The organism is Capnocytophaga sp. ARDL2, from assembly GCF_041530365.1.
Taxonomy (GTDB): domain Bacteria; phylum Bacteroidota; class Bacteroidia; order Flavobacteriales; family Flavobacteriaceae; genus Flavobacterium.
The window spans coordinates 705,103-727,424 of the sequence record NZ_CP168034.1 but is presented as its reverse complement, the minus strand read 5'-3'; the positions used below and the strand labels follow the sequence as shown (position 1 = coordinate 727,424).

The 22,322-nt window shown below is 35.7% G+C and carries 19 protein-coding genes and 1 pseudogene; 8 read left to right on the top strand and 12 right to left on the bottom strand.

Going from position 1 to position 22,322, the window contains the following annotated elements; genetic code table 11:
* The first annotated feature begins 89 nt into the window (after nt 1-89).
* Both AB4865_RS03610 and AB4865_RS03605 read left to right on the top strand, forming a co-directional pair.
* Nucleotides 90-710: a hypothetical protein gene (locus AB4865_RS03610; RefSeq protein WP_372474381.1), complete on the top strand. Its 621-nt coding sequence runs from the start codon at nt 90-92 to the stop codon at nt 708-710.
* 158 nt (nt 711-868) lie between these two features.
* Nucleotides 869-1,054 (top strand): hypothetical protein, encoded by a 186-nt coding sequence (locus AB4865_RS03605; protein WP_372474380.1) that lies wholly within the window; start codon nt 869-871, stop codon nt 1,052-1,054.
* Between the two features lie 46 nt (nt 1,055-1,100).
* Here AB4865_RS03605 and AB4865_RS03600 read toward each other — a convergent pair whose 3' ends face one another.
* The gene (locus AB4865_RS03600; RefSeq protein WP_372472445.1) at nt 1,101-1,979 is read right to left on the bottom strand and encodes an IS982 family transposase; all 879 of its coding nucleotides are present in this window, start codon (nt 1,977-1,979) and stop codon (nt 1,101-1,103) included.
* A 283-nt stretch (nt 1,980-2,262) separates the two neighbouring features.
* Between AB4865_RS03600 and AB4865_RS03595 the strand changes: the two genes are divergently transcribed.
* On the top strand, nt 2,263-3,252 hold the full coding sequence (locus tag AB4865_RS03595) for an aspartate-semialdehyde dehydrogenase (RefSeq protein ID WP_372474378.1): 990 nt from the start codon (nt 2,263-2,265) through the stop codon (nt 3,250-3,252).
* A 7-nt stretch (nt 3,253-3,259) separates the two neighbouring features.
* On the top strand, nt 3,260-4,774 hold the full coding sequence (gene gltX / locus AB4865_RS03590; RefSeq protein ID WP_372474377.1) for a glutamate--tRNA ligase: 1,515 nt from the start codon (nt 3,260-3,262) through the stop codon (nt 4,772-4,774).
* A gap of 210 nt (nt 4,775-4,984) precedes the next feature.
* On the opposite strand, the gene recA is transcribed toward gltX, so the two are convergent.
* Both recA and AB4865_RS03580 read right to left on the bottom strand, forming a co-directional pair.
* The gene (gene recA / locus AB4865_RS03585; protein WP_372474376.1) at nt 4,985-5,986 is read right to left on the bottom strand and encodes a recombinase RecA; all 1,002 of its coding nucleotides are present in this window, start codon (nt 5,984-5,986) and stop codon (nt 4,985-4,987) included.
* Between the two features lie 79 nt (nt 5,987-6,065).
* Nucleotides 6,066-6,926: a helix-turn-helix transcriptional regulator gene (locus AB4865_RS03580; RefSeq protein WP_372474375.1), complete on the bottom strand. Its 861-nt coding sequence runs from the start codon at nt 6,924-6,926 to the stop codon at nt 6,066-6,068.
* Nucleotides 6,927-7,159: 233 nt separating this feature from the next.
* Here AB4865_RS03580 and hemA point away from each other — a divergent pair, with 233 nt between their 5' ends.
* The 4 genes from hemA to radC all read left to right on the top strand — a co-directional run bounded on the left by hemA (nt 7,160) and on the right by radC (nt 11,075).
* Nucleotides 7,160-8,404 (top strand): glutamyl-tRNA reductase, encoded by a 1,245-nt coding sequence (hemA, locus tag AB4865_RS03575; protein ID WP_372474374.1) that lies wholly within the window; start codon nt 7,160-7,162, stop codon nt 8,402-8,404.
* Nucleotides 8,405-8,711: 307 nt separating this feature from the next.
* The gene (gene hemC / locus AB4865_RS03570; RefSeq protein ID WP_372474372.1) at nt 8,712-9,632 is read left to right on the top strand and encodes a hydroxymethylbilane synthase; all 921 of its coding nucleotides are present in this window, start codon (nt 8,712-8,714) and stop codon (nt 9,630-9,632) included.
* Between the two features lie 43 nt (nt 9,633-9,675).
* The gene (locus AB4865_RS03565) at nt 9,676-10,335 is read left to right on the top strand and encodes a uroporphyrinogen-III synthase (protein ID WP_372474371.1); all 660 of its coding nucleotides are present in this window, start codon (nt 9,676-9,678) and stop codon (nt 10,333-10,335) included.
* A gap of 47 nt (nt 10,336-10,382) precedes the next feature.
* The gene (gene radC / locus AB4865_RS03560; protein WP_372474369.1) at nt 10,383-11,075 is read left to right on the top strand and encodes a DNA repair protein RadC; all 693 of its coding nucleotides are present in this window, start codon (nt 10,383-10,385) and stop codon (nt 11,073-11,075) included.
* Nucleotides 11,076-11,117: 42 nt separating this feature from the next.
* Here radC and ftsZ read toward each other — a convergent pair whose 3' ends face one another.
* The 9 genes and pseudogenes from ftsZ to mraY all read right to left on the bottom strand — a co-directional run bounded on the left by ftsZ (nt 11,118) and on the right by mraY (nt 22,314).
* A complete protein-coding gene (gene ftsZ / locus AB4865_RS03555; RefSeq protein WP_372474368.1) occupies nt 11,118-12,929 on the bottom strand; it encodes a cell division protein FtsZ in 1,812 nt (603 codons plus the stop codon).
* Between the two features lie 18 nt (nt 12,930-12,947).
* Nucleotides 12,948-14,318, bottom strand: a complete 1,371-nt coding sequence (ftsA, locus tag AB4865_RS03550; RefSeq protein ID WP_372474367.1) for a cell division protein FtsA — start codon at nt 14,316-14,318, stop codon at nt 12,948-12,950.
* Nucleotides 14,311-15,051 (bottom strand): cell division protein FtsQ/DivIB, encoded by a 741-nt coding sequence (locus tag AB4865_RS03545; protein WP_372474366.1) that lies wholly within the window; start codon nt 15,049-15,051, stop codon nt 14,311-14,313. The genes ftsA and AB4865_RS03545 overlap by 8 nt, the downstream gene beginning before the upstream one ends.
* Nucleotides 15,048-16,400, bottom strand: a complete 1,353-nt coding sequence (gene murC, locus AB4865_RS03540) for a UDP-N-acetylmuramate--L-alanine ligase (protein ID WP_372474365.1) — start codon at nt 16,398-16,400, stop codon at nt 15,048-15,050. Before murC ends, AB4865_RS03545 begins: the two co-directional genes overlap by 4 nt.
* Nucleotides 16,401-17,015: 615 nt before the next feature.
* Nucleotides 17,016-18,102, bottom strand: a pseudogene (murG, locus tag AB4865_RS03535) (undecaprenyldiphospho-muramoylpentapeptide beta-N-acetylglucosaminyltransferase).
* A gap of 20 nt (nt 18,103-18,122) precedes the next feature.
* Complete coding sequence (locus AB4865_RS03530) at nt 18,123-19,370, bottom strand: FtsW/RodA/SpoVE family cell cycle protein (protein ID WP_372474364.1); 1,248 nt, start codon at nt 19,368-19,370, stop codon at nt 18,123-18,125.
* A gap of 15 nt (nt 19,371-19,385) precedes the next feature.
* Complete coding sequence (gene murD / locus AB4865_RS03525; protein WP_372474363.1) at nt 19,386-20,723, bottom strand: UDP-N-acetylmuramoyl-L-alanine--D-glutamate ligase; 1,338 nt, start codon at nt 20,721-20,723, stop codon at nt 19,386-19,388.
* 35 nt (nt 20,724-20,758) lie between these two features.
* On the bottom strand, nt 20,759-20,959 hold the full coding sequence (locus AB4865_RS03520; protein ID WP_372474877.1) for a winged helix-turn-helix transcriptional regulator: 201 nt from the start codon (nt 20,957-20,959) through the stop codon (nt 20,759-20,761).
* Between the two features lie 149 nt (nt 20,960-21,108).
* Nucleotides 21,109-22,314, bottom strand: a complete 1,206-nt coding sequence (mraY, locus tag AB4865_RS03515; protein WP_372474362.1) for a phospho-N-acetylmuramoyl-pentapeptide-transferase — start codon at nt 22,312-22,314, stop codon at nt 21,109-21,111.
* Nucleotides 22,315-22,322 lie beyond the last annotated feature (8 nt).

Sequence of the window (22,322 nt, the reverse complement as noted above, 5' to 3'; positions counted from 1 at the left end):
TAAATAAAAATTTTTTTTCTCATTAAACATTTTTCACTTGTTAAATGGTATAACAATTGCTGCAAATAGTTTGTGGATAGTAACAAAGCTTGTATTACCTGATTGTAATAATAAAAAATGCTCCTTCTCAAGGAACAGCCAAAGTATTTGAATCTACTTTTCATAAGTTAGCTCATGCCTCTCATTTTAAACAAGTAGGTAGTAGTTATTGGATAAAATATATCAATTACATTATTACTTACGGCCCATATGGCAATGATCATGATATGAATAATGGTATAGTTGCAGTTGGTGAAATGTGGGGGTATCACATGGGATATTTTTTAACATTACAGCATTTTGGAGATGAAAATCCAATAATTCATCCTGTTGCAATGGAAAATTTTACTCCTTTTTCGAGACCTAGTAATAGAGATATTAAAAAAAGAAGATGTAATCCACAATTAGATATTAATTGTAATGGTAATATTATAGAGATGGATGGTTGGATACCTGTTGGAATCATTCATAATTTGATGGATAGAAGTGCAGATATAGTAAGACAAGGTTTTACTGATAATGTGAGTGATTATACATTATCACAAATTTTTAACGCATTACAATCAGATGTTCAGAGCCTACAAGCATTTCGTAATCGTCTTTTATCTAATAATGGAAATAGACAACAAGCTCAAGTAAAAAAACTATTTGAAGCGTATTATTATAACTAAACACAATTAATTATGAGAGAGCTGAAGATAATATTAGGTTCAATTTTATTTCACTGTTTTTAATTAATTGTGATCCTGAATCTTGTGTTGATTATGAAATTTATAATGATTTAAATTCTCAAATAATAATGAAAGCATATAAAAATGATAATTATATTGTGCAAATTATAGAATCTAAGTCGTTTAAAAATCAATTGTCTGTTTGTGATAAAGGAACTTCGCCAAGTGTTCTTGGAATTAGAAATGATTCAATTCAGTTAATTTTAAATAATGTAGTAAGAAAAACCTACTATCCAACTGATGATGGTAAAAGTATATACAAAACTGAAGACCCAAATTCATGAAAACCTGTAGAATCAAGAAAATATTATAACAAACCCGTTGTGCATTTTAAATTATACTTGCTTTAATTTTATTTATTTCCTTTTTTAATACAAATTTGTTAATGTATTGAATTAAGGTTAAAGCAGTTATTTTACTGATAATTCGTGTTTTAAAACCGTTGAATGATTTAGCATAATTCCTTTTAATCATAAATTGATCACAAAGTTGAGAAAATAGAGTTTCGATTCTTTTTCTCTTCTTTTTGAATAAATAAAATTGAGGTTTGTAATCTTTTTGATTTATTCTTTTAGGTGTATCTAACTGAATAGTAGCAGTGTTAAACAAATCTAATTGATATTGTGACGATATATAACCTCTATCACCAATCAAAACGCAATTTTGAATTTGAGAACTAACATCTTTTAAATAATGAACATCGTGAACAGATGCTGGAGTCATATCTAAACTTTGTACAATACCTTCTATTGAACAGATTATGTGTAATTTATATCCAAAATAATGTAACTTCTGACTAGCACAAAAACCATAATCAGGATATGAAAAACTTTCGTCTCTACAAATTTTACTTCTCATTGCTCTAGCATTTTCACATATTTTCAAAGGCATACTATCAATTACAAAATAACTCTCCTCTCTATTAAAACACATTGCAAGTTTTTCCCTAATCTGATTTATATAATAAAAAAGATTTCGTTTTCTTTTGTTATAAACACTTCTTTCTATTTTGTTTTTCAAAGAATTAGGTATTTTTCTAAAGAGTTGTAATTCACTATCAATACTTAAATATTCTGCTGTTAAATTTAAACTCACCAATTCTAAATCACTCATTTTTGGCTTTCTCCTTTGATAAGGTAAAAGTTGATGAGGAAAAAAATCTTCTAAAACTTCTAAAATTCTTTCGTATATTTGCTCTAAGTTGTTCATTTTTTATTTGTTTTAGCGAACTAAATATACTGAATTTCAGTTAAATGAACAACTTTTTTTATTTTATTTCATAATGCACAACAGGTTATAACAAGTATGTTTTTGAAATTTTAGAAGACGATTTAAATTAAATAACCGAGGCTGTCCGAATAAGACAGTCTCGTGTTTTGTATATTACAACTTTTTTACTTTTTTCAATTATCCCCCTCGTAATACTTTGTACTTAATACTTAATACTATTTTTCCCTATCTTTGTACAAAAATTAATCAAACATAAAAAAATATGAAAGTAGCTGTTGTTGGTGCTACAGGTATGGTGGGTGAAGTGATGCTACGCGTGTTGGCTGAACGCAACTTTCCATTGACTGAATTGATTCCTGTGGCTTCGGAAAAGTCGGTAGGAAAAGAAATTACATACAAAGACAAAAATTATAAAGTAGTAAGTCTGCAACAAGCAGTGGAACTAAAACCCGAAATTGCTTTGTTTTCAGCGGGTGGTGATACTTCGCTCGAATGGGCTCCTAAATTTGCCGAAGTGGGTACAGTAGTTATCGACAATTCTTCGGCGTGGCGTATGGATCCGACTAAAAAATTGGTCGTGCCTGAAATCAACGCTTATGTATTGACTAAAGAAGATAAAATCATTGCAAATCCCAATTGTTCTACTATTCAATTGGTGATGATTTTGGCTCCTTTACATAAAAAATACAACATCAAACGCGTGATTGTTTCTACTTATCAATCGATTACGGGAACAGGTGTAAAAGCCGTGAAACAATTGGAAAACGAAAGTAAAGGTGTGAAAGGCGAAATGGCGTATCACTACCAAATCCATCAAAATGCGATTCCTCATTGCGATGTTTTCCTCGAAAACGGCTACACCAAAGAGGAAATGAAACTTACGAACGAAACCAAAAAAATCTTAGGAGATGAAAAAGTGTTGGTTTCGGCTACTGCAGTGCGTATCCCAGTAATGGGCGGACACAGCGAGGCGGTAAACATAGAGTTTGAAAACGAATTTGATTTACAGCAAGTTCGTGCGATTTTGAAAGAAACTCCGGGGGTGGTGGTGCAAGACAATCTCGACACTCTTACCTATCCTATGCCGTTGTATGCCAAAGACAAAAACGAAGTATTTGTAGGGCGTATTCGCAAAGATGAAACTCGTGAAAAAGCACTCAATCTGTGGATTGTAACCGACAATTTGCGTAAAGGTGCAGCAACCAATACCATTCAAATTGCAGAATACATCATCAATAATCAATTAATCTAAATCAAAAATGTCAACAAAACCAGTAAGAGTACGTTTTGCTCCAAGTCCGACAGGACCTTTACATATCGGTGGTGTACGCACTGCCTTGTTCAATTATTTGTTTGCGAAAAAAAATAACGGTACTTTTTATTTACGAGTAGAAGATACCGACCAAACGCGTTTTGTGCCAGGTGCTGAAGAGTATATTTTCGAAGCATTGAAATGGTTGGGAATTCAACCAGATGAAACCATTGGAGTAAACGAAAAATTTGGACCTTACAAACAAAGCGATCGCAAACATTTATACAAAGATTTTGCAATGGAATTGATTGCAAAAGGTGCAGCCTATTACGCTTTTGACACAGCCGAATCTTTGGACGAAAAAAGAAAATCTTGCGAAGCCAACGGTCAATCGTTTATTTACAATCACACCACTCGTGGAGAATTGGAAAATTCATTGACATTTTTGCCGGAAGAAGTTGAAAAGAGATTGAACGAAAATCATCCGTTTGTGATTCGTTTTAAAATGCCTTTAAACGAAAAATTGACGATCACAGATATGATTCGTGGAGAGGTAACATTCGATACGACTTTGTTGGACGATAAAGTGTTGTTTAAATCAGACGGAATGCCTACTTATCACTTGGCAAACATCGTGGACGACCATTTGCAACAAACTTCGCATGTAATCCGTGGGGAAGAATGGTTGCCGTCGTTGCCATTGCACTATTTATTGTATCGTGCTTTTGATTGGGAAGCACCACAATTTGCACATTTACCATTGATTTTAAAACCCATAGGAAACGGAAAATTGTCAAAAAGAGATGGTGATAAAATGGGATTCCCGGTATTTCCATTAGAATGGAAAAACGAAGAAGGAGGAACCTCAATGGGATACCGTGAGCAAGGATATTTCCCAGAAGCAGTGGTAAACTTTTTGGCATTGTTGGGATGGAACGACGGTACAGAGCAAGAAATTTATTCTTTGGAAGAATTGTGCAAGAAATTTGATTTATCTCGTATCAATAAATCTGGGGCAAAATTTGATCCTAAGAAGAACGAATGGTTCAATCATCAATATTTATTGCAAAAATCAAATGGTGAATTGGCTACATATTTAAAAGCTGATTTACAGAAAAATGGCATTTCTGCACCTGATGAAACCATTGAAAAAATCGTTGGATTGGTAAAAGACAGAGCCAATTTCGCAACCGAATTGTATGGATTGACTGATTATTTCTTTGTAGCACCAACTTCGTACGACGAAAAAGCAACGAAAAATTGGACAGAAGACACCAAAACATGGTTGCAAATTGTTGCTTCGTTGATAGAAGGCGTAGCAGAATTTTTACCAACAATAATCGAAAGCACGGTAAAATCGTGGATTAGCGAACAAGGAATTGGCATGGGGAAAGTGATGCAACCTTTGCGAGTAGCCTTGGTTGGAGAAATGAAAGGGCCTGATTTGTTTGAAATCATTGCATTATTAGGAAAAGAAGAAACGGTAAACCGCATTAAAAAAGCTATTGAAAAAGTACAATAATGAAACACAAAATCTATTTCACATTGCTTTTTGGATGCTTTTTCTTTATAGGATTTAGTTTCCCAATACGCTTGAAGTGTTTGAGCAAAGTTTTAGTACAATTGCCATAAAAATTCTAAGTTCTTTAGGTGCTGGATATTGGATGTCGATTGTTTTTAAACCAAGGAAGAAATAGATAGAATAAAAAAATGAGGCGAATGCCTCATTTTTTTATTGTTCCTCTTTCAATCGTTCTTTGATTAGGTTTTCTAGTTCATCTTGTAATTCTGGATTGTCTTTGATTACGCCTTTTACAGCATCTCTACCTTGACCCAATTTTGTGTCTCCGTAGCTAAACCAAGACCCCGATTTTTTCACGATATCGTATTCTACCGCCATATCGAGGATTTCACCAGTTTTTGAAATACCTTCGCCGTACATTACATCAAACTCGGCTGTGCGGAATGGAGGTGCTACTTTGTTTTTTACGATTTTTACTTTCGTTCTATTTCCGATAACATGCTCACCATCTTTGATTTGAGTAGATTTGCGAATATCTAAACGCACCGAAGCATAGAATTTCAACGCATTACCTCCAGTTGTCGTTTCTGGACTTCCAAACATTACTCCAATTTTATCACGCAACTGGTTGATAAAAAACACCGTACAATTTGTTTTTGAAATCGTACCTGTCAATTTTCTCAAGGCTTGAGACATCAAACGAGCGTGTAAGCCCATTTTAGAATCTCCCATATCTCCGTCGATTTCGCTTTTTGGAGTCAATGCTGCCACCGAATCCACTACGACCATATCTACAGCTCCCGAACGAATCAAGTTTTCAGTAATTTCTAAGGCTTGTTCACCGTGGTCGGGCTGAGAAATAATCAATTCATCGATGTTTACACCCAATTTTTCTGCATAAAAACGATCAAAAGCGTGTTCCGCATCAATAAAAGCAGCGATACCACCTGCTTTCTGGCACTCGGCAATTGCATGCAAAGTTAGTGTGGTTTTACCCGAAGATTCAGGCCCAAAAATCTCAATAATTCTTCCTTTTGGATACCCCATTACTCCCAAAGCTAAGTCGATTCCCAACGAACCCGAAGGGATTACTTCGATTTCCTCAACTGCTTTGTCTCCCAATTTCATCACGGTTCCTTTTCCAAACGCTTTGTCCAATTTTTCTAAAGTCGTTTGTAAAGCTTTCAATTTGGCTTCTTTATCTGTGCTCATTATTTTATGTATAAACTTTAATTGGTAAAGGTACTAAAAATATTTGGTTTATTGAAATGCTAAAACAGGAATAATTCCCCTACCCTTTCATTAAATATTTTTTTGGAGTCGTGCCAAATTTCTTTTTAAAAGCTGCAATAAAATGGCTTGCGGTGCTATATCCGATTTTTATTCCCACTTCGTTTACATTATAAGCTCCACTATCTAGCAAACGACGAGCGTATTCCATTTTGTAATCAAACAAAAATCCATAGGCTGTGTCGCCATACAATTGCTTAAACCCTTGCTTTAACTTCTTGATATTTAGACCAACTTTATCTGCCAACTCTTGCAAAGTTGGCGGTTCGTGCATATTTTTTATCAAATAATCTTTTGCTTGTTGAATACGCATGGTTTCCTCTCCATCTGCTTTGAACGGACAGCTTTCGTCGTCGGTATCTTCGGGTTTATTGAACAGCAAACTCATCAATTCATACACCTTGGCTCTATGGTACAATTTCTTTACCGACGGATGCAAATTGAAATTCAAAATCTGATACAAAACCACCGACATCGACGGCGTAATAGGTTGTATCGCATAATGCTTTCTATCAATCGCACCTTTCGACAAAAACGGAATAAACTCTGCCTCGGTAGAAAACAACGCATGAAATTTATTGACCGAAATCGCAATAGAAATCAACCATGATTCTGGAGCTAATTGTGTATGTAACGATAGATTTTTCTGAGGATTGTAGAGAGTAAGATTGTTCTCCTCTGTCAATGGCATTTCATAAGCCCCTTTGTTGAACAAAAACACCGCTTTTCCCTTGAGCAAAAAGTGAAATTGTATAATCCCACTGTGGAATTCTCTTTCTATAACTTGTTGATTTTGTGAATTATTTACAAATCGCCAACAAATAAAATCGTCTTCTAATATAATATCTTGTATCGAACTCATAGCGTTATTTTTTTGCAATTTATATATAATTTTTTATTAATAAATTTAATTTAGATTATCTATAAATTTACTTTGTGAAAATCATATAACTTCCACAAATATAATAAGTTTTATCAAATAATCTATCATAATACCGGAAAAAATTTTTGAGAGACATTTATAGTCCTTTGAGCGTTATTTTTATCCAAAAATAGACTGTAATTTTGTACTGTTTTATTTGAAGTATTCACATTATGGAGTTTCATTACAAAGGAAAGCACAAACATTTTTACGCCGTTGGACTTAGTTATAAGAAAGCCGATGCCGAAACACGCGGAAAATTTAGCTTGTCTGAAGAGGCGAAAAACCATCTACTCGACGACGCAAAATTTGAAAGTATCGAATCAATGATTGCGATTTCTACCTGCAACCGTACGGAATTGTATGGTTTTGCCGAGCATCCTTTTCAGTTGATCAACTTGTTGTGCAAACACAGTAATGGTACGATTGAAGACTTTCAAAAAGTGGCGTATGTACACAAAAACAACGATGCTGTTTCTCATTTATTCAAGGTAGGAACAGGTATGGACAGCCAGATTTTAGGTGATTTTGAAATCATTGCTCAAGTAAAAAATGGCTTTTTGGCTGCTAAAGAAAAAGGACTAACCAACAATTACTTCGAGCGATTGGTCAATTCGGTGATTCAAGCCAGCAAACGTATCAAAAACGAAACAGAAATCAGCACAGGAGCTACTTCGGTTTCTTTTGCTTCGGTGCAATATATTTTGACCCATGTACCTAATATTCAAAAGAAAAACATCCTGCTTTTCGGTACTGGAAAAATCGGAAGAAACACTTGTGAAAACCTCGTAAAACACACCAAAAACAATCAAATTACTCTGATAAATCGCACCAAAGACAAGGCATTGAAAATTGCAGGAAAATTCAATTTGATTGTAAAGGATTATGCCGAATTACAAGCGGAAATTCAAAATACAGATGTACTCATTGTAGCTACGGGTGCTCAAAATCCTACTATTGACAAAGAGGTGTTTTCGCTGAAAAAACCTTTGCTAATTTTAGATTTATCTATTCCGAAAAATGTAAACGAAAATGTTGAGGAAATCGACGGAGTAGAATTGGTACATTTGGATAAATTGTCAAAAATCACCGACGATACATTAGAAAAACGCAAACAATATGTGCCACAAGCCATGGAAATCATCGAAGAAATAAAAGGTGAATTCATCTCGTGGACACAGGCAAGAAAATACGCTCCTACGATTCACGCTTTGAAATCGAAATTGGAAGAAATCAAACAAAACGAATTGAACTATCAACGTAAAAAAATTGATAATTTCCAGGAGGAACAAGCGGAAATCATTGCAAATAGAATCATTCAAAAAATCACGACACATTTCGCTAATCACCTGAAAGACAAAGAAACCGAAGTGGAAGAAAGCATCGAATGGATTGAAAAAGTTTTTCATTTGGAGTAGTTTATGAACCTCTCGCATTCCCATCTTGTCATCCTGAGCAAAGTCGAAGGAAAAAGAAGGGTGCTCGAAGAGTGGGCTGTGTAAAATTTAACCACATAGGACACAATAGAAACGATAGATGTAACATTGTGGTTATGTTTAGACGCTACACTTTATAAAGTAAACATAGGCTTTTGAAACAATCCACAAAATTAATCCTATCTCATTTCATACAGGAACCAAATTCCTATCCGTCTGATACGGGATCTAAATCTTATAATCTCTAATTGCCTTTCCGATTACTATCGTAAGGCTATAAATCAAAACAATGAAACTCATAAAAATAGGAACACGCGACAGTCAATTGGCATTATGGCAAGCCCATACCGTTGCCAACAAACTCAACGAAATAGGATACCAAACCGAAATAGTAGCTGTAAAATCTGACGGTGATATTCAGCTCGACAAACCTCTGTACGAATTAGGCATCACGGGTATTTTCACCAAAACCCTCGATGTAGCTATGTTGTCGGGCAAAGTGGATATTGCTGTTCACTCGATGAAAGATGTACCTACGGCATTGCCTCAAGGTATTGTACAAGCGGCGGTATTGAAAAGAGCCAATACGGTTGACTTGTTAATTCACAAAGGCAACACCGATTTTTTAAACACCGAAGCAACCATTGCTACGAGTTCATTGCGTAGAAAAGCTCAATGGTTGAATAAATATCCTCAGCACAGTATCGAAGATTTGAGAGGAAATGTCAATACACGCTTAAAAAAATTGGAAGAAAGCAACTGGGGCGGAGCTATTTTTGCCGCAGCTGGGTTGGAACGCATCGATTTGAAACCAGAAAATCATCTTTCGTTGAATTGGATGATTCCAGCACCTGCACAAGGAGCGATGATGGTGGTCGCTATGGCAGACGACACTTTTGTTTTAGAAGCTTTGTCACAACTCAACGATATTGAAACCGAAATCGCTACACATATCGAACGCCAATTTCTCCGCACATTAGAAGGTGGCTGTACCGCACCGATTGGAGCGTTAGCAACCTACAACGAAACAGATGACACCATCCGTTTGCAAGGCGTTTTACTATCTACAGACGGCAAACAACGATTTGACATTGACAAAACAGTTCCGATCAACGAATGGAAAAAATTGGGATATCAAGCTGCACAAGAAATACTATCAAAGGGCGGTGATGCACTGATGAAAGAATTGAGAAAGCAATTGAAAAAATAAAAATTTAAGAGCAGTGGTTGAGTTGTTTACCAACATTAAATCTATGTCATATATTCCCACAATACTTTCTACTAAAGAACTTACTATAGAGCAAACCGATTTTTTAGAAAAAATCGGTTTTTCTGTTACCTCTATCGATTTTATCACTACGAATTCTCTGAATTTCAAAATTCAACAAAAACCTACTTTACTTTTATTTACTTCACAAAATGCTGTAAAAAGTATATTAAATTCCATTTTTTTAGAAGAATTAAAACCTATTCCCGTGATTTGCGTTGGATTGAAAACAAAAAATCTTTTGGAAAAAGAAGGGTTTTATGTTCTCGCATATACTGATTATGCCGAACAATTGGCTTTAAAAATAATTGATAACTATTCAATTGAAAAAATTGCCTTTTTTGCGGGGAATATTCGTAGAAACACTTTACCTGATGCGATGAATTTACATCAAATTTCGTTCATAGAATATACTGTTTACGAAACCATTGAAACTTCACACATTATTGATTTTACCCCTGAAATTGTTTTGTTTTACAGTCCTTCGGGTGTTCGCAGTTATCTAAAAAACAACCAAATAAAAAACAGCAAAGCAATTTGCATAGGCACGACAACTGCTGAAGCATTACAAGAAATTACAGACAACATTTTTATTTCCGAAATACCAACCGTGGAAAGTGTTTTAGAAAAATGTAAGTCCATCTAAAGAGATTTTATCCATTTTTTTCTTATTTTAGAGGAAACTTTTTGCTTATGGAAATAGATAAATACACAATAAAAAATTGGTCGCAAGATGATCAACCAAGGGAAAAACTTCTGTACAAAGGCAAACAGAGTTTGTCTAATGCTGAACTATTGGCTATACTGATTGGTTCGGGTAGTAGGGAGGAAAATGCAGTAGAACTATGTAAACGCATCTTGCTAAAATACGACAATCAATTGCATCTGCTACAAAAACAGAGTTTGCAACAACTGCAAACATTCAAAGGTATAGGCGAAGCCAAAGCGATTACTATCATAGCCGCCTTGGAATTGGCAAATAGGCTAAAACTTTCCGAAACCAACGAATTGAAAAAAATCACTTGTAGCAACGATGGTTTTCTACTATTACACCCCTTGATTGCCGATCTGCCTCATGAAGAATTTTGGGTTTTATGCCTCAATAACAACAACAAAGTGGTACATAAATTTCAACTGAGTAAAGGCGGTCTTACTGCTACCATCGTAGATATACGCATGTTGTTTAAAACAGCTATTGAACACCTTGCCGTTGCCATTGTTTTGGCACACAATCATCCTTCGGGTTCCCTGCAACCGAGCCTACAAGACAAACAACTCACGGAAAAAATCCGTTTAGCAGGAAATCAATTAGAAATAAAACTTTTAGACCACCTCATCATCACTCAAAACGACTATTATAGCTTTGCCGACCATGGGGAATTGTAAAATAAAAAAACCGCCGATTTGGCGGTTTTTTCACTAATAAAATTAATCTACATTGTCATGTAAGAATGAATTATTGCTACGCAAAGTATCTGAGTTTCCTCCTACTGAATATCTTGAAACTTGCTCGTCTGCAAACAAATCTAAATCTACTCCCATTCTCTTGTATGCGGGTTCTTTTTCCAATTCATTGATTTGAGAGAAACTGTTTTTGAATTTATGATTAAATTCTTTCATCTTTTGTCTGCGTTCGTCAGCTCTGTTTTTCAAAACTTCTTCGATTGAATTATCGGTAGGATTTTGCTCACCTGCAAGCGACTGATAACTTGGCTGTACGGGAGCAGATGGCTCTGTGCGTACTTCAAATTTTATTTCGTCTTCTTGTAAGGGCTCTACTGTTTTCTTAGCTATTTGTGGCTCTTCTACTTCCAAAAAGTCATTTAGATCAAATACTACTCTTTCTGGAGACTGAGACTCAACTGCTTGTGGTACCTCTACCTCTGCTTTTGGCGTTTCTACCTCTTGCTCTTTTTCAAAGGCTTGTTGTTGCTCTTGAAGGTCAAAAGTAAAAGCTACTTCTTGCTGAACTGGTGTTGACACTTTTTCGATGACAAACTCTGGCTCGATTACTTCTATCATATTGATATCTGTAACTTTTGCAACTACAGGCTCTTCGATTGCATTTTCAGGCGAATGAGTAGCTTCGTTTAGATTGTGTACTATTCGCTCTTGATGCCGAAACGCATTGTTAGGATTCAACGGCTGATCTGGAGTTGGAGCTGCTGTTGGAGCAACTTGTGATTGCAAATCGATTTCTACTTTTTGGTTATTGTCCAATGGTAAAATTACTTTTGCTGACTCTCCTCCAATATTCATAATGTCTTTTTGTTGCTCTGCATTGAAACCAGTAGCAATTACCGTTACAGCAATACCTTCTCCCAATTCCAAATTTTCACCAATACCCATCAAGATATTTGCATTGTGGCCTGCTTCGTTTTGGATGTGGTCATTGATTTCTCCTACTTCGTCCATTGTAATTTCTGAATTTCCAGAAACAATCAACAACAATACATTTTTCGAACCACGGATTTTGTTATCGCTCAACAATGGAGAATCTAAAGCTGCAATTACTGCATCTTTTGCTCTGTTTTCTCCTTCTGCAATGGCAGATCCCATAATAGCTGTACCACTGTTTGAAAGTACTGAACGCACATCTTCCAAATCCACATTTACTGTATAGTGGTGCGTAATCAATTCTGCAATTCCTTTTGATGCAGTAGCCAATACCTCATCTGCTTTTGAAAAGCCTGATTTGAATCCAAGATTTCCATATACTTCTCTCAATTTGTTGTTGTTGATTACAATCAAAGAGTCCACATTTGCTCTAAGGTTTTCTACTCCTCTCAAGGCTTGTTCCAATCGTTTTTTTCCTTCAAATTGGAAAGGAATCGTTACGATACCTACCGTAAGGATCCCTCTTTCTTTTGCCAACTGAGCGATTACTGGAGCGGCTCCTGTACCTGTTCCACCACCCATACCGGCAGTGATAAACACCATTTTGGTATTTGTATCCAAAATGTTTTCGATTTCTTCGATGCTTTCCAATGCTGCTTGCTGACCAATTTCAGGATTTGCACCTGCTCCCAATCCTTCTGTAAGGCTGATACCCAACTGGATTTTTGTAGGTACAGGACTGTTTTGAAGTGCTTGATGGTCTGTGTTGCAAATTACGAAATCTACACCTTCAATTCCTTGACGAAACATATGATTTACGGCATTGCTACCTCCACCTCCTACTCCAATCACTTTGATTACTCTTGATTGATTTTTTGGTAGATCAAAAGTTATATTTTCCATAGTTTTTTAAATTTTATTTTAATAATCTTCTCCGCTATCTATAAAATTCTTGAATTTAGTAAAAAAGTTGTTGAACGATCTCATGACAACATTTTCTGTTTTTCCAAGATTTTGTTTTGTTGTTTTTTTATTGGTTTCTTGGGTTGGTTGTCCTTCGTCGATGACTTCCAAAGGTTTCAAATCTTCTTCAGGTTGATTTTTTTCAGCCCCTCTGATTTTGTTTTTTCTCAACATCATTTCACTTTCCATAGTCAGTCCTACTGATGTAGCATACAATGGTCGTGAAATTCTCTCTGCTGATTCTCCTGCCACATGCTCGTTTGGATAACCAATTCTCGTGTCGATTCCCGTGATGTATTCTACCAATTGTTTGATATGTTTCAATTCCGAACCACCTCCTGTCAATACGATACCTGCAATTAATTTTTTCTGTGGATTGTCGTATCCATATTGTCTGATTTGTTCGAATACCATTTCGATGATTTCTGTTACACGAGCGTTAATGATTTTCGAAAGGTTTTTCATAGAAATTTCCTTTGGATCATGTCCTCTCAACCCTGGAATGGAAATCACATCTTGATCTCTACATTCGCCTGGCCAAGCCGATCCAAATTTCACTTTCAACACTTCGGCATTTCTTTCAATAATGCTACAACCTTCTTTGATATCTTCTGTAATCACATTTCCTCCAAATGGAATCACATAAGTATGTCTAATAATTCCGTCTTTGAAAATTGCCAAATCTGTAGTTCCACCTCCGATATCAACCAAGGCTACTCCAGCTTCTTTTTCTTCTTCACTCAAAACGGCATTTGCAGACGCCAAAGGTTCGAGTGTCAATCCTGCCAATTCCAAACCTGCATCTTTTACACAACGCCCTGCATTGCGAATCGATGCCGACTGACCTACCACCACATGAAAATTTGCCTCCAATCTGCGACCGTACATACCGATTGGCTCTTTCACACCGATTTCGTCATCGATTTTGAATTCTTGTGGCAAAACATGTATAATTTCTTCACCAGGCAACATACCTAATTTTTTCACCTGATTGATTAGCAATTCGATATCTTCTTCCGAAATCACACTATCAGGGTCTTGTCTGATGATGTATTCGCTGTGCTGCATACTGCGAATGTGCTGTCCTGCAATACCTACCACCACTTCGTTGATCTTTATTCCGCTTTCTTGCTCAGCTTCTTCAACAGCTTTCTGAATAGATTGAATCGTTTTGGTGATATTGTGAACTACTCCTCTCTGTACACCGTCGCTTTTGGCGTTACCCAGACCGAGTATTTCCAGTTTTCCATATTCGTTTTTCTTTCCCACCATTGCAACAATCTTGGTGGTACCGATATCTAATCCTACTGCGATATTTTCTCTATTCATCTTTGGTATGTTTTGCACAAATTACTTGTTCTGTAAATCTTAAATTGACATTTTTATAGGTTTGTATCAACGAGTCCTGCTGGGCATGATGTACAAACGCTTTATAGTTTTGTATTTTTTTATCTATCTCTTTGAGTTTTCCAAATTCGATAGAATAATCATAATCCCTTACACCGAGTTGCACACTATTGTCTGCCAAAATGTGTATCTCGGTAAGAGTATTTTTCAAAAATTCATCTTGTCTCGCTTTCTCCAAAAGTACACAAAGCGAGTCTTTGATGTTTGTGTTTACATTGCCAAAAACTATGGGCAAATGTGCACTGAACTCTTGCGACAAAGACATTCTATTTCCCTTATCATCAATATAGTACGAAGTGATAGGGGTTACTACCCTCGCGATGGCTGTCTTCTGTTTTACCTCGGCACATAACACACCTTTTGGAGATAAATACACCTGTGCATCTTCTATCATTTCATGCGTTCGCAGTACTTGCTCTAAAGTAGCCAAATTTACATCTTCTATTTTAACATTTGACCCTCTCGGCAAATTTTGTTTCAACAAGTTATCAACCATATTTTCGCTGATAAAATGATTCTTTTCCGAGGTAAATTTTACCTGAATTTTATTAATCTTTTTGGTTTCAAATCTATGTTGAGCAAAAAAGTATATCCCAAATAAGGCTATGATGGCAAGAAAAATCCATACATAAATCCATCGGTATAAATGCTTCATTTTTGTTTTACTTTTTTAGCGATTTCTTCTACCATTTCACCTATATCTCCTGCTCCAATGGTTACCAACACATCAAAGTCCTTGCTTTCTATATATGAAAAAATTTCGTCTTTTTGTACTAATTTTTTGTTAGGATTTTTTATTTTTCCCAACAATACGCTTGATGTGACTCCCTCTATTGGCAATTCTCTTGCAGGATAAATTTCCATCAAGCCTATTTCGTCAAACGATGACAAACTTTCTGCAAATCCGTCCATAAAATCTCTGGTACGAGAAAATAAATGCGGTTGAAAAATTGCCAATACTTTTTTATCTCCATACAATTGTTTTACCGCTTGAGACACGGCATTGATTTCCGTAGGGTGATGGGCATAATCATCGATATAAACTTTATTGTCTTCTTTTACCTTGTACGAAAATCTCCTTCTTACACCTGTAAATGTTGCCAATGACTTTTTGATTTGCTCTGCCGACAATCCGTATTTATGAGCCATTGCAAAAGCCAATGTTGCATTGAGAATGTTGTGATTTCCTGGCATCAAAAGTGATACATTTTCAATCAATAGATTTGGATATTGAATATCAAAAACAATCGCTCCTTCTACCACTCTTACATTTTTTATCTGTATATCGGCTTGGTCGGAAAATCCTACTTTCACACCTGCTTTCAACTGAGTATTTTCTGCTACAAACAAGTTTTCTGTATCTGTGATTTTATCTGCGAAATCTTGAAAAGTAGATTTGATTGCATCGGTTGTATGATAAATATCCAAATGGTCTGCATCGGTAGAAATCACACAGGCAATATTGGGATGTAAATGCATAAACGAACGGTCAAATTCGTCTGCTTCGACTACCGTAATTTCAGTTCCTTTGCCGATGAGATTAGTTTGATAGTTTTCCAACACTCCGCCCAAAAACGCAGTAACTTCCGTCTGATTGTCGTACATTATATGAGCCAACATACTCGAAGTGGTCGTTTTTCCATGCGTACCAGCAACAGCCAAACTAAACGATTGTGCGGTAATCATTCCCAACACCTCAGCTCTCTTTTTGATTGTGAAACCATTTTGTTGGAAAAAATTCCATTGTTGATGATCTTTTGGAATCGCTGGGGTAATGACAATCAGCGTTTCTTCTTTGTTTAAAAATTCGTCAGCTATACTTTCTAAAGTATCTTTGAATGTAATAGAAATGCCTTCCTGTTGCAATTCGTTGGTCAAATGTGTAGGCGTTTTGTCATAACCCGAAACATTTTTGCCCAATTGCATAAAGTATCGAGCAATGGCACTCATACCAATACCACCGATTCCTATGAAAAATACATTTTTTACTTGTTGTAGGTTCATTTTTATTAATTTGAGAATGTGATAATTTGGAAATGTGGAAACTCCTTTAGAGTAAATTTATTTAACTATCATATTAAGTCATCTTGACTTTTTTTCTCACGCAGATTTCACAGATAATCACAGATTTTTTCTGAAATGATTTAAGAAAAATTCATTTAAAAACGATTAAACCTACGGTTTAAAGCAGTTTACCGCAGATTTTGTTTTTTTGATAAATCAAAAAAAAACATCAACGAAAATAAAATTAACAGAAAAAATTATAAAAATCTATCTTCATCAGCGTGAAATAAAACTAAAATTTAAAAGCCGAGATAACTTTTTATTTAAATTTTAAACAAAAACATAATTCACTGTTTTTTTTTATATAATCTATAATTACATTTATTATTGTTCGACTCTCCGAGTCGTATTTTGAGTGATCTATACTCCCCCCAAGTTTACACTTGTGGTTACGCATAGTTCGACACTCCGTGTCAGTTTCGGCAAAGCAACTTGTAGAGTTGAACAATGTATAACCCAATGCGTCAGCTTTGGGAAAATAACACAAACCTCTACACTCCGTACGGAGTACGGTACAAAAATAAATATTAATAGTCCAAATTCCCTCTTTGGGGATTAAGGTATTAGGTTCTTCACAATCTCCACTATATCTTTTGTGGCATTGGGCAACGAGAGTTTTTTTAAATTTTGAGAAATTTCTCTTGCTCGTTTCTCCTGTACCAATTGCAAAATCACTGTTTCAAACTTAGCATCTACTTCCGATTCTTTCAGCATTTCTGCTCCGCCGTGTTTTACTACACTCATCGCATTTTTGGTTTGATGGTCTTCGGCTACATTGGGCGATGGAATAAACAATACGGGTTTTCCCACAATTGCCAATTCCGAAACCGACGAAGCTTCCCGCTCTCGATACTATCACATCGGCTGCTGCGTATAGCAAATCCATGCGTTCGATAAAATCAAAAACCTGTATACCCTCTTCTTGATTGTATTTCCCATATTCTTGATGATACAATTTCCCGCATTGCCAAAGTACTTGAAAACCGTTTTGCTTGAAAAATTGCAATTTACTTTCTATCAACTGATTGATTTTTCTTGCACCCAAACTTCCACCTAAAACCACTATCGTTTTTTTCGATGGGTCTAATTGATAAAAAGATTGAGCTTCGTTTCTCAATTCGCTTACATTCAACAAGTCTTCTCGTATGGGATTTCCTGTTTTGTGCAATTTATGCTTTGGGAAAAATCTCTCCATTTCATCATAAGCCACACAAATCGCCTTTGCCTGCGCCAATGCTTTGTTGGTAATCCCCGGATAAGAATTTTGCTCTTGAATTACAGTTGGAATTCCCATAGAAGCTGCCACTTTTACCACAGAACCACTGGCAAATCCGCCTGTACCAATCACCACATCGGGGCGAAACTTTTTGATGATTCTCATAGATTTCCACAAACTCGACATCAATTTGAAAGGAAATTGCAAATTCTTTAACGACAAGGAACGCTGAATACCCGATATCCACAATCCCTCGATGGGATACCCTGCTGCAGGTACTTTTTGCATTTCCATTTTATCTTGAGCTCCAATAAATAATATTTCACAGTCTGGATTTTGCTTTTTCAATTCGTTTGCAATGGCAATCGCTGGATAAATATGCCCTCCAGTACCTCCACCGCTTATAATATATCTTGGTTGTTTCATGACTTAGTTCGTATTAATGCTTAATTCACCACCGCTGACATAGGATTGTCCTCTGGTACATTGTGATAATTGGTCTCTTCAACTTTTTTATTTGTTGATTTCTTTTCTTTTTTGATTTTTTTCGCTTTCAATTCATGATTTTCTCTCGAAACCGACAAAACCAATCCCAAAGAAATACAAGTAATCCAAATAAAAGAACCTCCTGCACTAACCAACGGCAACGGTTGCCCTGTTGTAGGTAACAATTCTACTGCAACTCCCGAATTGATAAAGGTTTGTACTATGGTAAAAAATCCAATTCCAAAAACCATCATCTTACTAAAAATTTTGTCTGTCCGCGTGGCTATAATGCATATTCGCACAAAAACTCCAATATATGTGAGCAAAAGGATGATTCCTGTTACGACCCCATATTCTTCTACAATAATGGCATAAACAAAATCGGATGAGGCTTGAGGCAATAAATTTTTAAAAGTACTCTTTCCAGGTCCTAATCCAAACCACTCTCCTTGTGCGATGGCAATTTTCGCATTGTCCACCTGATAAGTATCTTTGTCTGGCGAACTCGAACCAAATCGATCGATACGAGAAACCCAGGTTTTAAATCGAGAAGGAGCTATGTCGGGAAAAGCTTTGATTAATCCAAAACCTAAAATCCCAAAAATCAATCCTACTCCTGCAATTTTGATAAAATCTTTTCTTGGAAATCCTCCTACCAACAATACAATCATGCAAATCAAAATCATCATCAAAGCTGTGGATAAGTTGTCATTTCCTACCAATCCAGCTACTACAAACAGAGGAATTCCTATGACAGAATATTTTACTTTCTTTGACAAATTGGGTTTGTTTTGACTCCAACTCACATACCAAGCTGCATATAATATCAGTGACAAAATCCCCAATGATGAGGGTTGAAAAGATACTCCAATCACAGGTACTTTGACCCATCTACTAGCATCTGCTCCACCTATCACTATATTTTGCATGCGTGCAACTAAAATCAAAAACAAAGATACAATCCAACTCACAGGTGCTACATACCACATCCATTTCGACTTCATGCGATGCACTCCCCAAATGATTGCCAAACCAAAGAGCAAATGCACAAAATGTTTGAACAAAATCGATTCGGTAGAACCAGGATTGTTGATGGTATATATATGATGAGAAGCTGTACTATAACTCAAAAACAATGAGAGTATCATCAAAACAAAGATGCCTACCCATAGCTTTATATCTCCTCTAAATATTCTTGATATATTCATTTTTTTTTTGTGGAATTACATGCCCAAAACTTCTTCTTTAAACTGTCTTCCTCTGTCTTCGTAATTTTCAAATAAATCAAAACTTGCACATGCTGGCGACAACAATACTGTATCTCCTTCCGTTGCCAATTGTCTTGATTTTACTACTGCATCTTTCATATTATTGGTTTCTACCAGCACAGGCACTACAGACTGAAATGCATTTTTGATTTTTTTATTGTCTGTACCCAAACAAACGATGGCTTTTACTTTTTGTTTTACGAAATTCATCAATTCGTCGTAGTCATTTCCTTTGTCCACACCACCTACAATCCACACAATTGGAGTTTTTACACTTTCCAATGCAAAATACGCAGCATTTACATTTGTAGCTTTCGAATCGTTGATGTATTGTACTTTTTCAATTTTAGCCACTTTTTCCAAACGATGCTCTACTCCTTCAAAACGGCACAAACTGTCTTTAATGGTTTGCTTTCTGATGTTTTTCATTTGGGCAATCAATGCTACAGACATAGCATTTTTTACATTATGACTTCCTTTGATAGACAATTCTTCTACTGCGATTGTGTTTTTTATTCCTTCCATTTGTATGATGATGTTTTGGTTTTCTAAATAGGCTCCGTTTCCGGTAAATGTTTTTGTAATTGAAAAAGGTACTTTTTGGGCTTTGATTTCATTTTGATTCATCCAATTTTCTATGGCTTCGTCATCTGCATCATAAATCAAAAAGTCTTCTTCGGTTTGATTTTTTGTAATTCTAAATTTTGCTTCTATATAATTTTCATACTTGTAATCGTATCGGTCTAGGTGATCGGGACTAATATTGGTAATCACAGCAATATGTGGTCTAAAACTAGTGATTCCATCTAATTGAAAACTACTCAATTCCAATACATAGTTTTTTGCTGATTGATTGGCAACCAACTGAGCAAAACTGAATCCGATATTTCCTCCTACTTCGACATCTAACCCCAATTCTTTCAACACATAAAAAGCCAGACTTGTAGTAGTCGTTTTACCGTTGCTTCCTGTAATTGCAATGATTTCGCTGTCGGTATATCGATACGCAAATTCTATTTCGGAAATGATTTCAATTCCCTTTTCTTTCGCTTGTTGAATCAATGCAACCTTATCGGGAATACCAGGACTTTTCACAATGCAATCGGCTTGAAGAATACGCGCTTCCGTATGTTGCAATTCTTCCCATTCTATAGTGTACTGATTAAGGATTTCTTGGTACTTTGGTGCGATTTTCCCCTTGTCTGAAAGAAAGACTTCCCAGCCTTGTTTCTTGCCAAGTATTGCTGTACCTACGCCGCTTTCGCCTCCTCCAAGTATGATTAATTTTTTCATTCTATTTTTCTACAATTTTCCAATGTCCTGTTTTATCACTGCCAATTCTTTCTAAAACACCTTCTTCTTTTAGTTTTTTTAATCCTTCTATTAATTGTTCGAATACTTAAATTCAACGACTCGCCTAATTGTTGTATTGTAATATTTTGATTTTCTTGAATCAATAATAATAAAGAATCGTTTTCTAAATTTACAGTGCCACTTTCTGAATTTACAAGGTCATAACGAATATGCATCTCTCGATTTCTCAATAAAAAATTTTCTCCTAATAGTAAATTCGATAAAAAACGAATGAGAAACTTTTCTATTTTGTAAATTCCCTGAGAAATATCCTCATAATTTACTCTAACCAACGAATTACGAAAATACCATGAATGGATTCATTTTATCTCAATTTCAATGAAATCACACAAAAAATTGCCAATAAAATTCCTACAATCCAAAAACGAGTAACAATTTTACTTTCCTGATATCCTTTTTTCTGATAATGATGATGCAATGGAGCCATCAAAAAGATGCGTCGCCCCTCACCATATTTTTTCCTCGTATATTTGAAATAGGAAGTTTGTATAATTACTGATAAATTTTCCATAACAAAAATTCCGCAAAGTACTGGCAAAATCAACTCTTTGCGAACCGCAATTGCCAAAACTGCAATGATAGCTCCGATAGTCAAACTTCCTGTATCGCCCATAAACACCTGAGCTGGGAAAGTATTGTACCACAAAAAGCCTATCAAAGCTCCAGCAAAGGCGGATATAAACACCGTCATTTCTCCTGCATTGGGAATAAACATAATGTCTAAGTAGTTTGAGAAAATAAAATTTCCCGATACAAAGGCAAAAATCCCCAAAGTCAAAACAATGATTGCACTACTTCCTGCCGCCAATCCGTCAATTCCATCGGTCAAATTGGCTCCATTGGAAACCGCCGTAATAATAAAAACAACCGCTGGAATAAAAATCACCCAAACATAATCTTGGTATCCTTCGCCTATCCACGAAAGGAAAAATCCATAATCAAATTCGTTGTTTTTGAAAAATGGAATGGTCGTCGCTGTAGATTTCACATCAAATCGGCTAATTGTTCCGTCTATCAAGGCATTTGGTGTTTCTTTAATCGTAATATCTGGGTGAAAATAAAACATCGCTCCTACTATCAACCCCAATCCCACTTGACCAATAACCTTAAACCTACCTTTCAATCCTTCTTTGTCTTTTTTGAACACTTTGATATAATCGTCCAAAAATCCAATTGTTCCCATCCAAACGGTGGTAATCAGTAATATGATGATGTAAATATTATCAACTTTTGACATCAGTAACACAGGAATCAATGTTGCCAAAATAATGATAATTCCTCCCATTGTTGGCGTACCTGCTTTTTCGTTTTGTCCTTGCAATCCCAAATCGCGAATGGTCTCGCCTATTTGCAATTTCCTTAAATAATTGATGATACGTTTTCCGAAAATCGTTGATAACAACAAGGCTAAAATAAACGCTACACCCGAACGGAAAGTAAGATACTGAAACAATCTTGCTCCAATCAAATCGTATTCTCTTCCTAAAAAATTAAATAAATAATATAACATTTTTATTT

Excerpts from the sequence above, each read along its gene's own strand:
- AB4865_RS03600 (WP_372472445.1), bottom strand. The coding sequence starts at position 1,979 with ATGAACAACTTAGAGCAAATATACGAAAGAATTTTAGAAGTTTTAGAA.
- AB4865_RS03595 (WP_372474378.1), top strand. The coding sequence starts at position 2,263 with ATGAAAGTAGCTGTTGTTGGTGCTACAGGTATGGTGGGTGAAGTGATG.
- gltX (WP_372474377.1), top strand. The coding sequence starts at position 3,260 with ATGTCAACAAAACCAGTAAGAGTACGTTTTGCTCCAAGTCCGACAGGA.
- recA (WP_372474376.1), bottom strand. The coding sequence starts at position 5,986 with ATGAGCACAGATAAAGAAGCCAAATTGAAAGCTTTACAAACGACTTTA.
- AB4865_RS03580 (WP_372474375.1), bottom strand. The coding sequence starts at position 6,926 with ATGAGTTCGATACAAGATATTATATTAGAAGACGATTTTATTTGTTGG.
- hemA (WP_372474374.1), top strand. The coding sequence starts at position 7,160 with ATGGAGTTTCATTACAAAGGAAAGCACAAACATTTTTACGCCGTTGGA.
- hemC (WP_372474372.1), top strand. The coding sequence starts at position 8,712 with ATGAAACTCATAAAAATAGGAACACGCGACAGTCAATTGGCATTATGG.
- AB4865_RS03565 (WP_372474371.1), top strand. The coding sequence starts at position 9,676 with ATGTCATATATTCCCACAATACTTTCTACTAAAGAACTTACTATAGAG.
- radC (WP_372474369.1), top strand. The coding sequence starts at position 10,383 with ATGGAAATAGATAAATACACAATAAAAAATTGGTCGCAAGATGATCAA.
- ftsZ (WP_372474368.1), bottom strand. The coding sequence starts at position 12,929 with ATGGAAAATATAACTTTTGATCTACCAAAAAATCAATCAAGAGTAATC.
- ftsA (WP_372474367.1), bottom strand. The coding sequence starts at position 14,318 with ATGAATAGAGAAAATATCGCAGTAGGATTAGATATCGGTACCACCAAG.
- AB4865_RS03545 (WP_372474366.1), bottom strand. The coding sequence starts at position 15,051 with ATGAAGCATTTATACCGATGGATTTATGTATGGATTTTTCTTGCCATC.
- murC (WP_372474365.1), bottom strand. The coding sequence starts at position 16,400 with ATGAACCTACAACAAGTAAAAAATGTATTTTTCATAGGAATCGGTGGT.
- AB4865_RS03530 (WP_372474364.1), bottom strand. The coding sequence starts at position 19,370 with ATGAATATATCAAGAATATTTAGAGGAGATATAAAGCTATGGGTAGGC.
- murD (WP_372474363.1), bottom strand. The coding sequence starts at position 20,723 with ATGAAAAAATTAATCATACTTGGAGGAGGCGAAAGCGGCGTAGGTACA.
- AB4865_RS03520 (WP_372474877.1), bottom strand. The coding sequence starts at position 20,959 with ATGCATATTCGTTATGACCTTGTAAATTCAGAAAGTGGCACTGTAAAT.
- mraY (WP_372474362.1), bottom strand. The coding sequence starts at position 22,314 with ATGTTATATTATTTATTTAATTTTTTAGGAAGAGAATACGATTTGATT.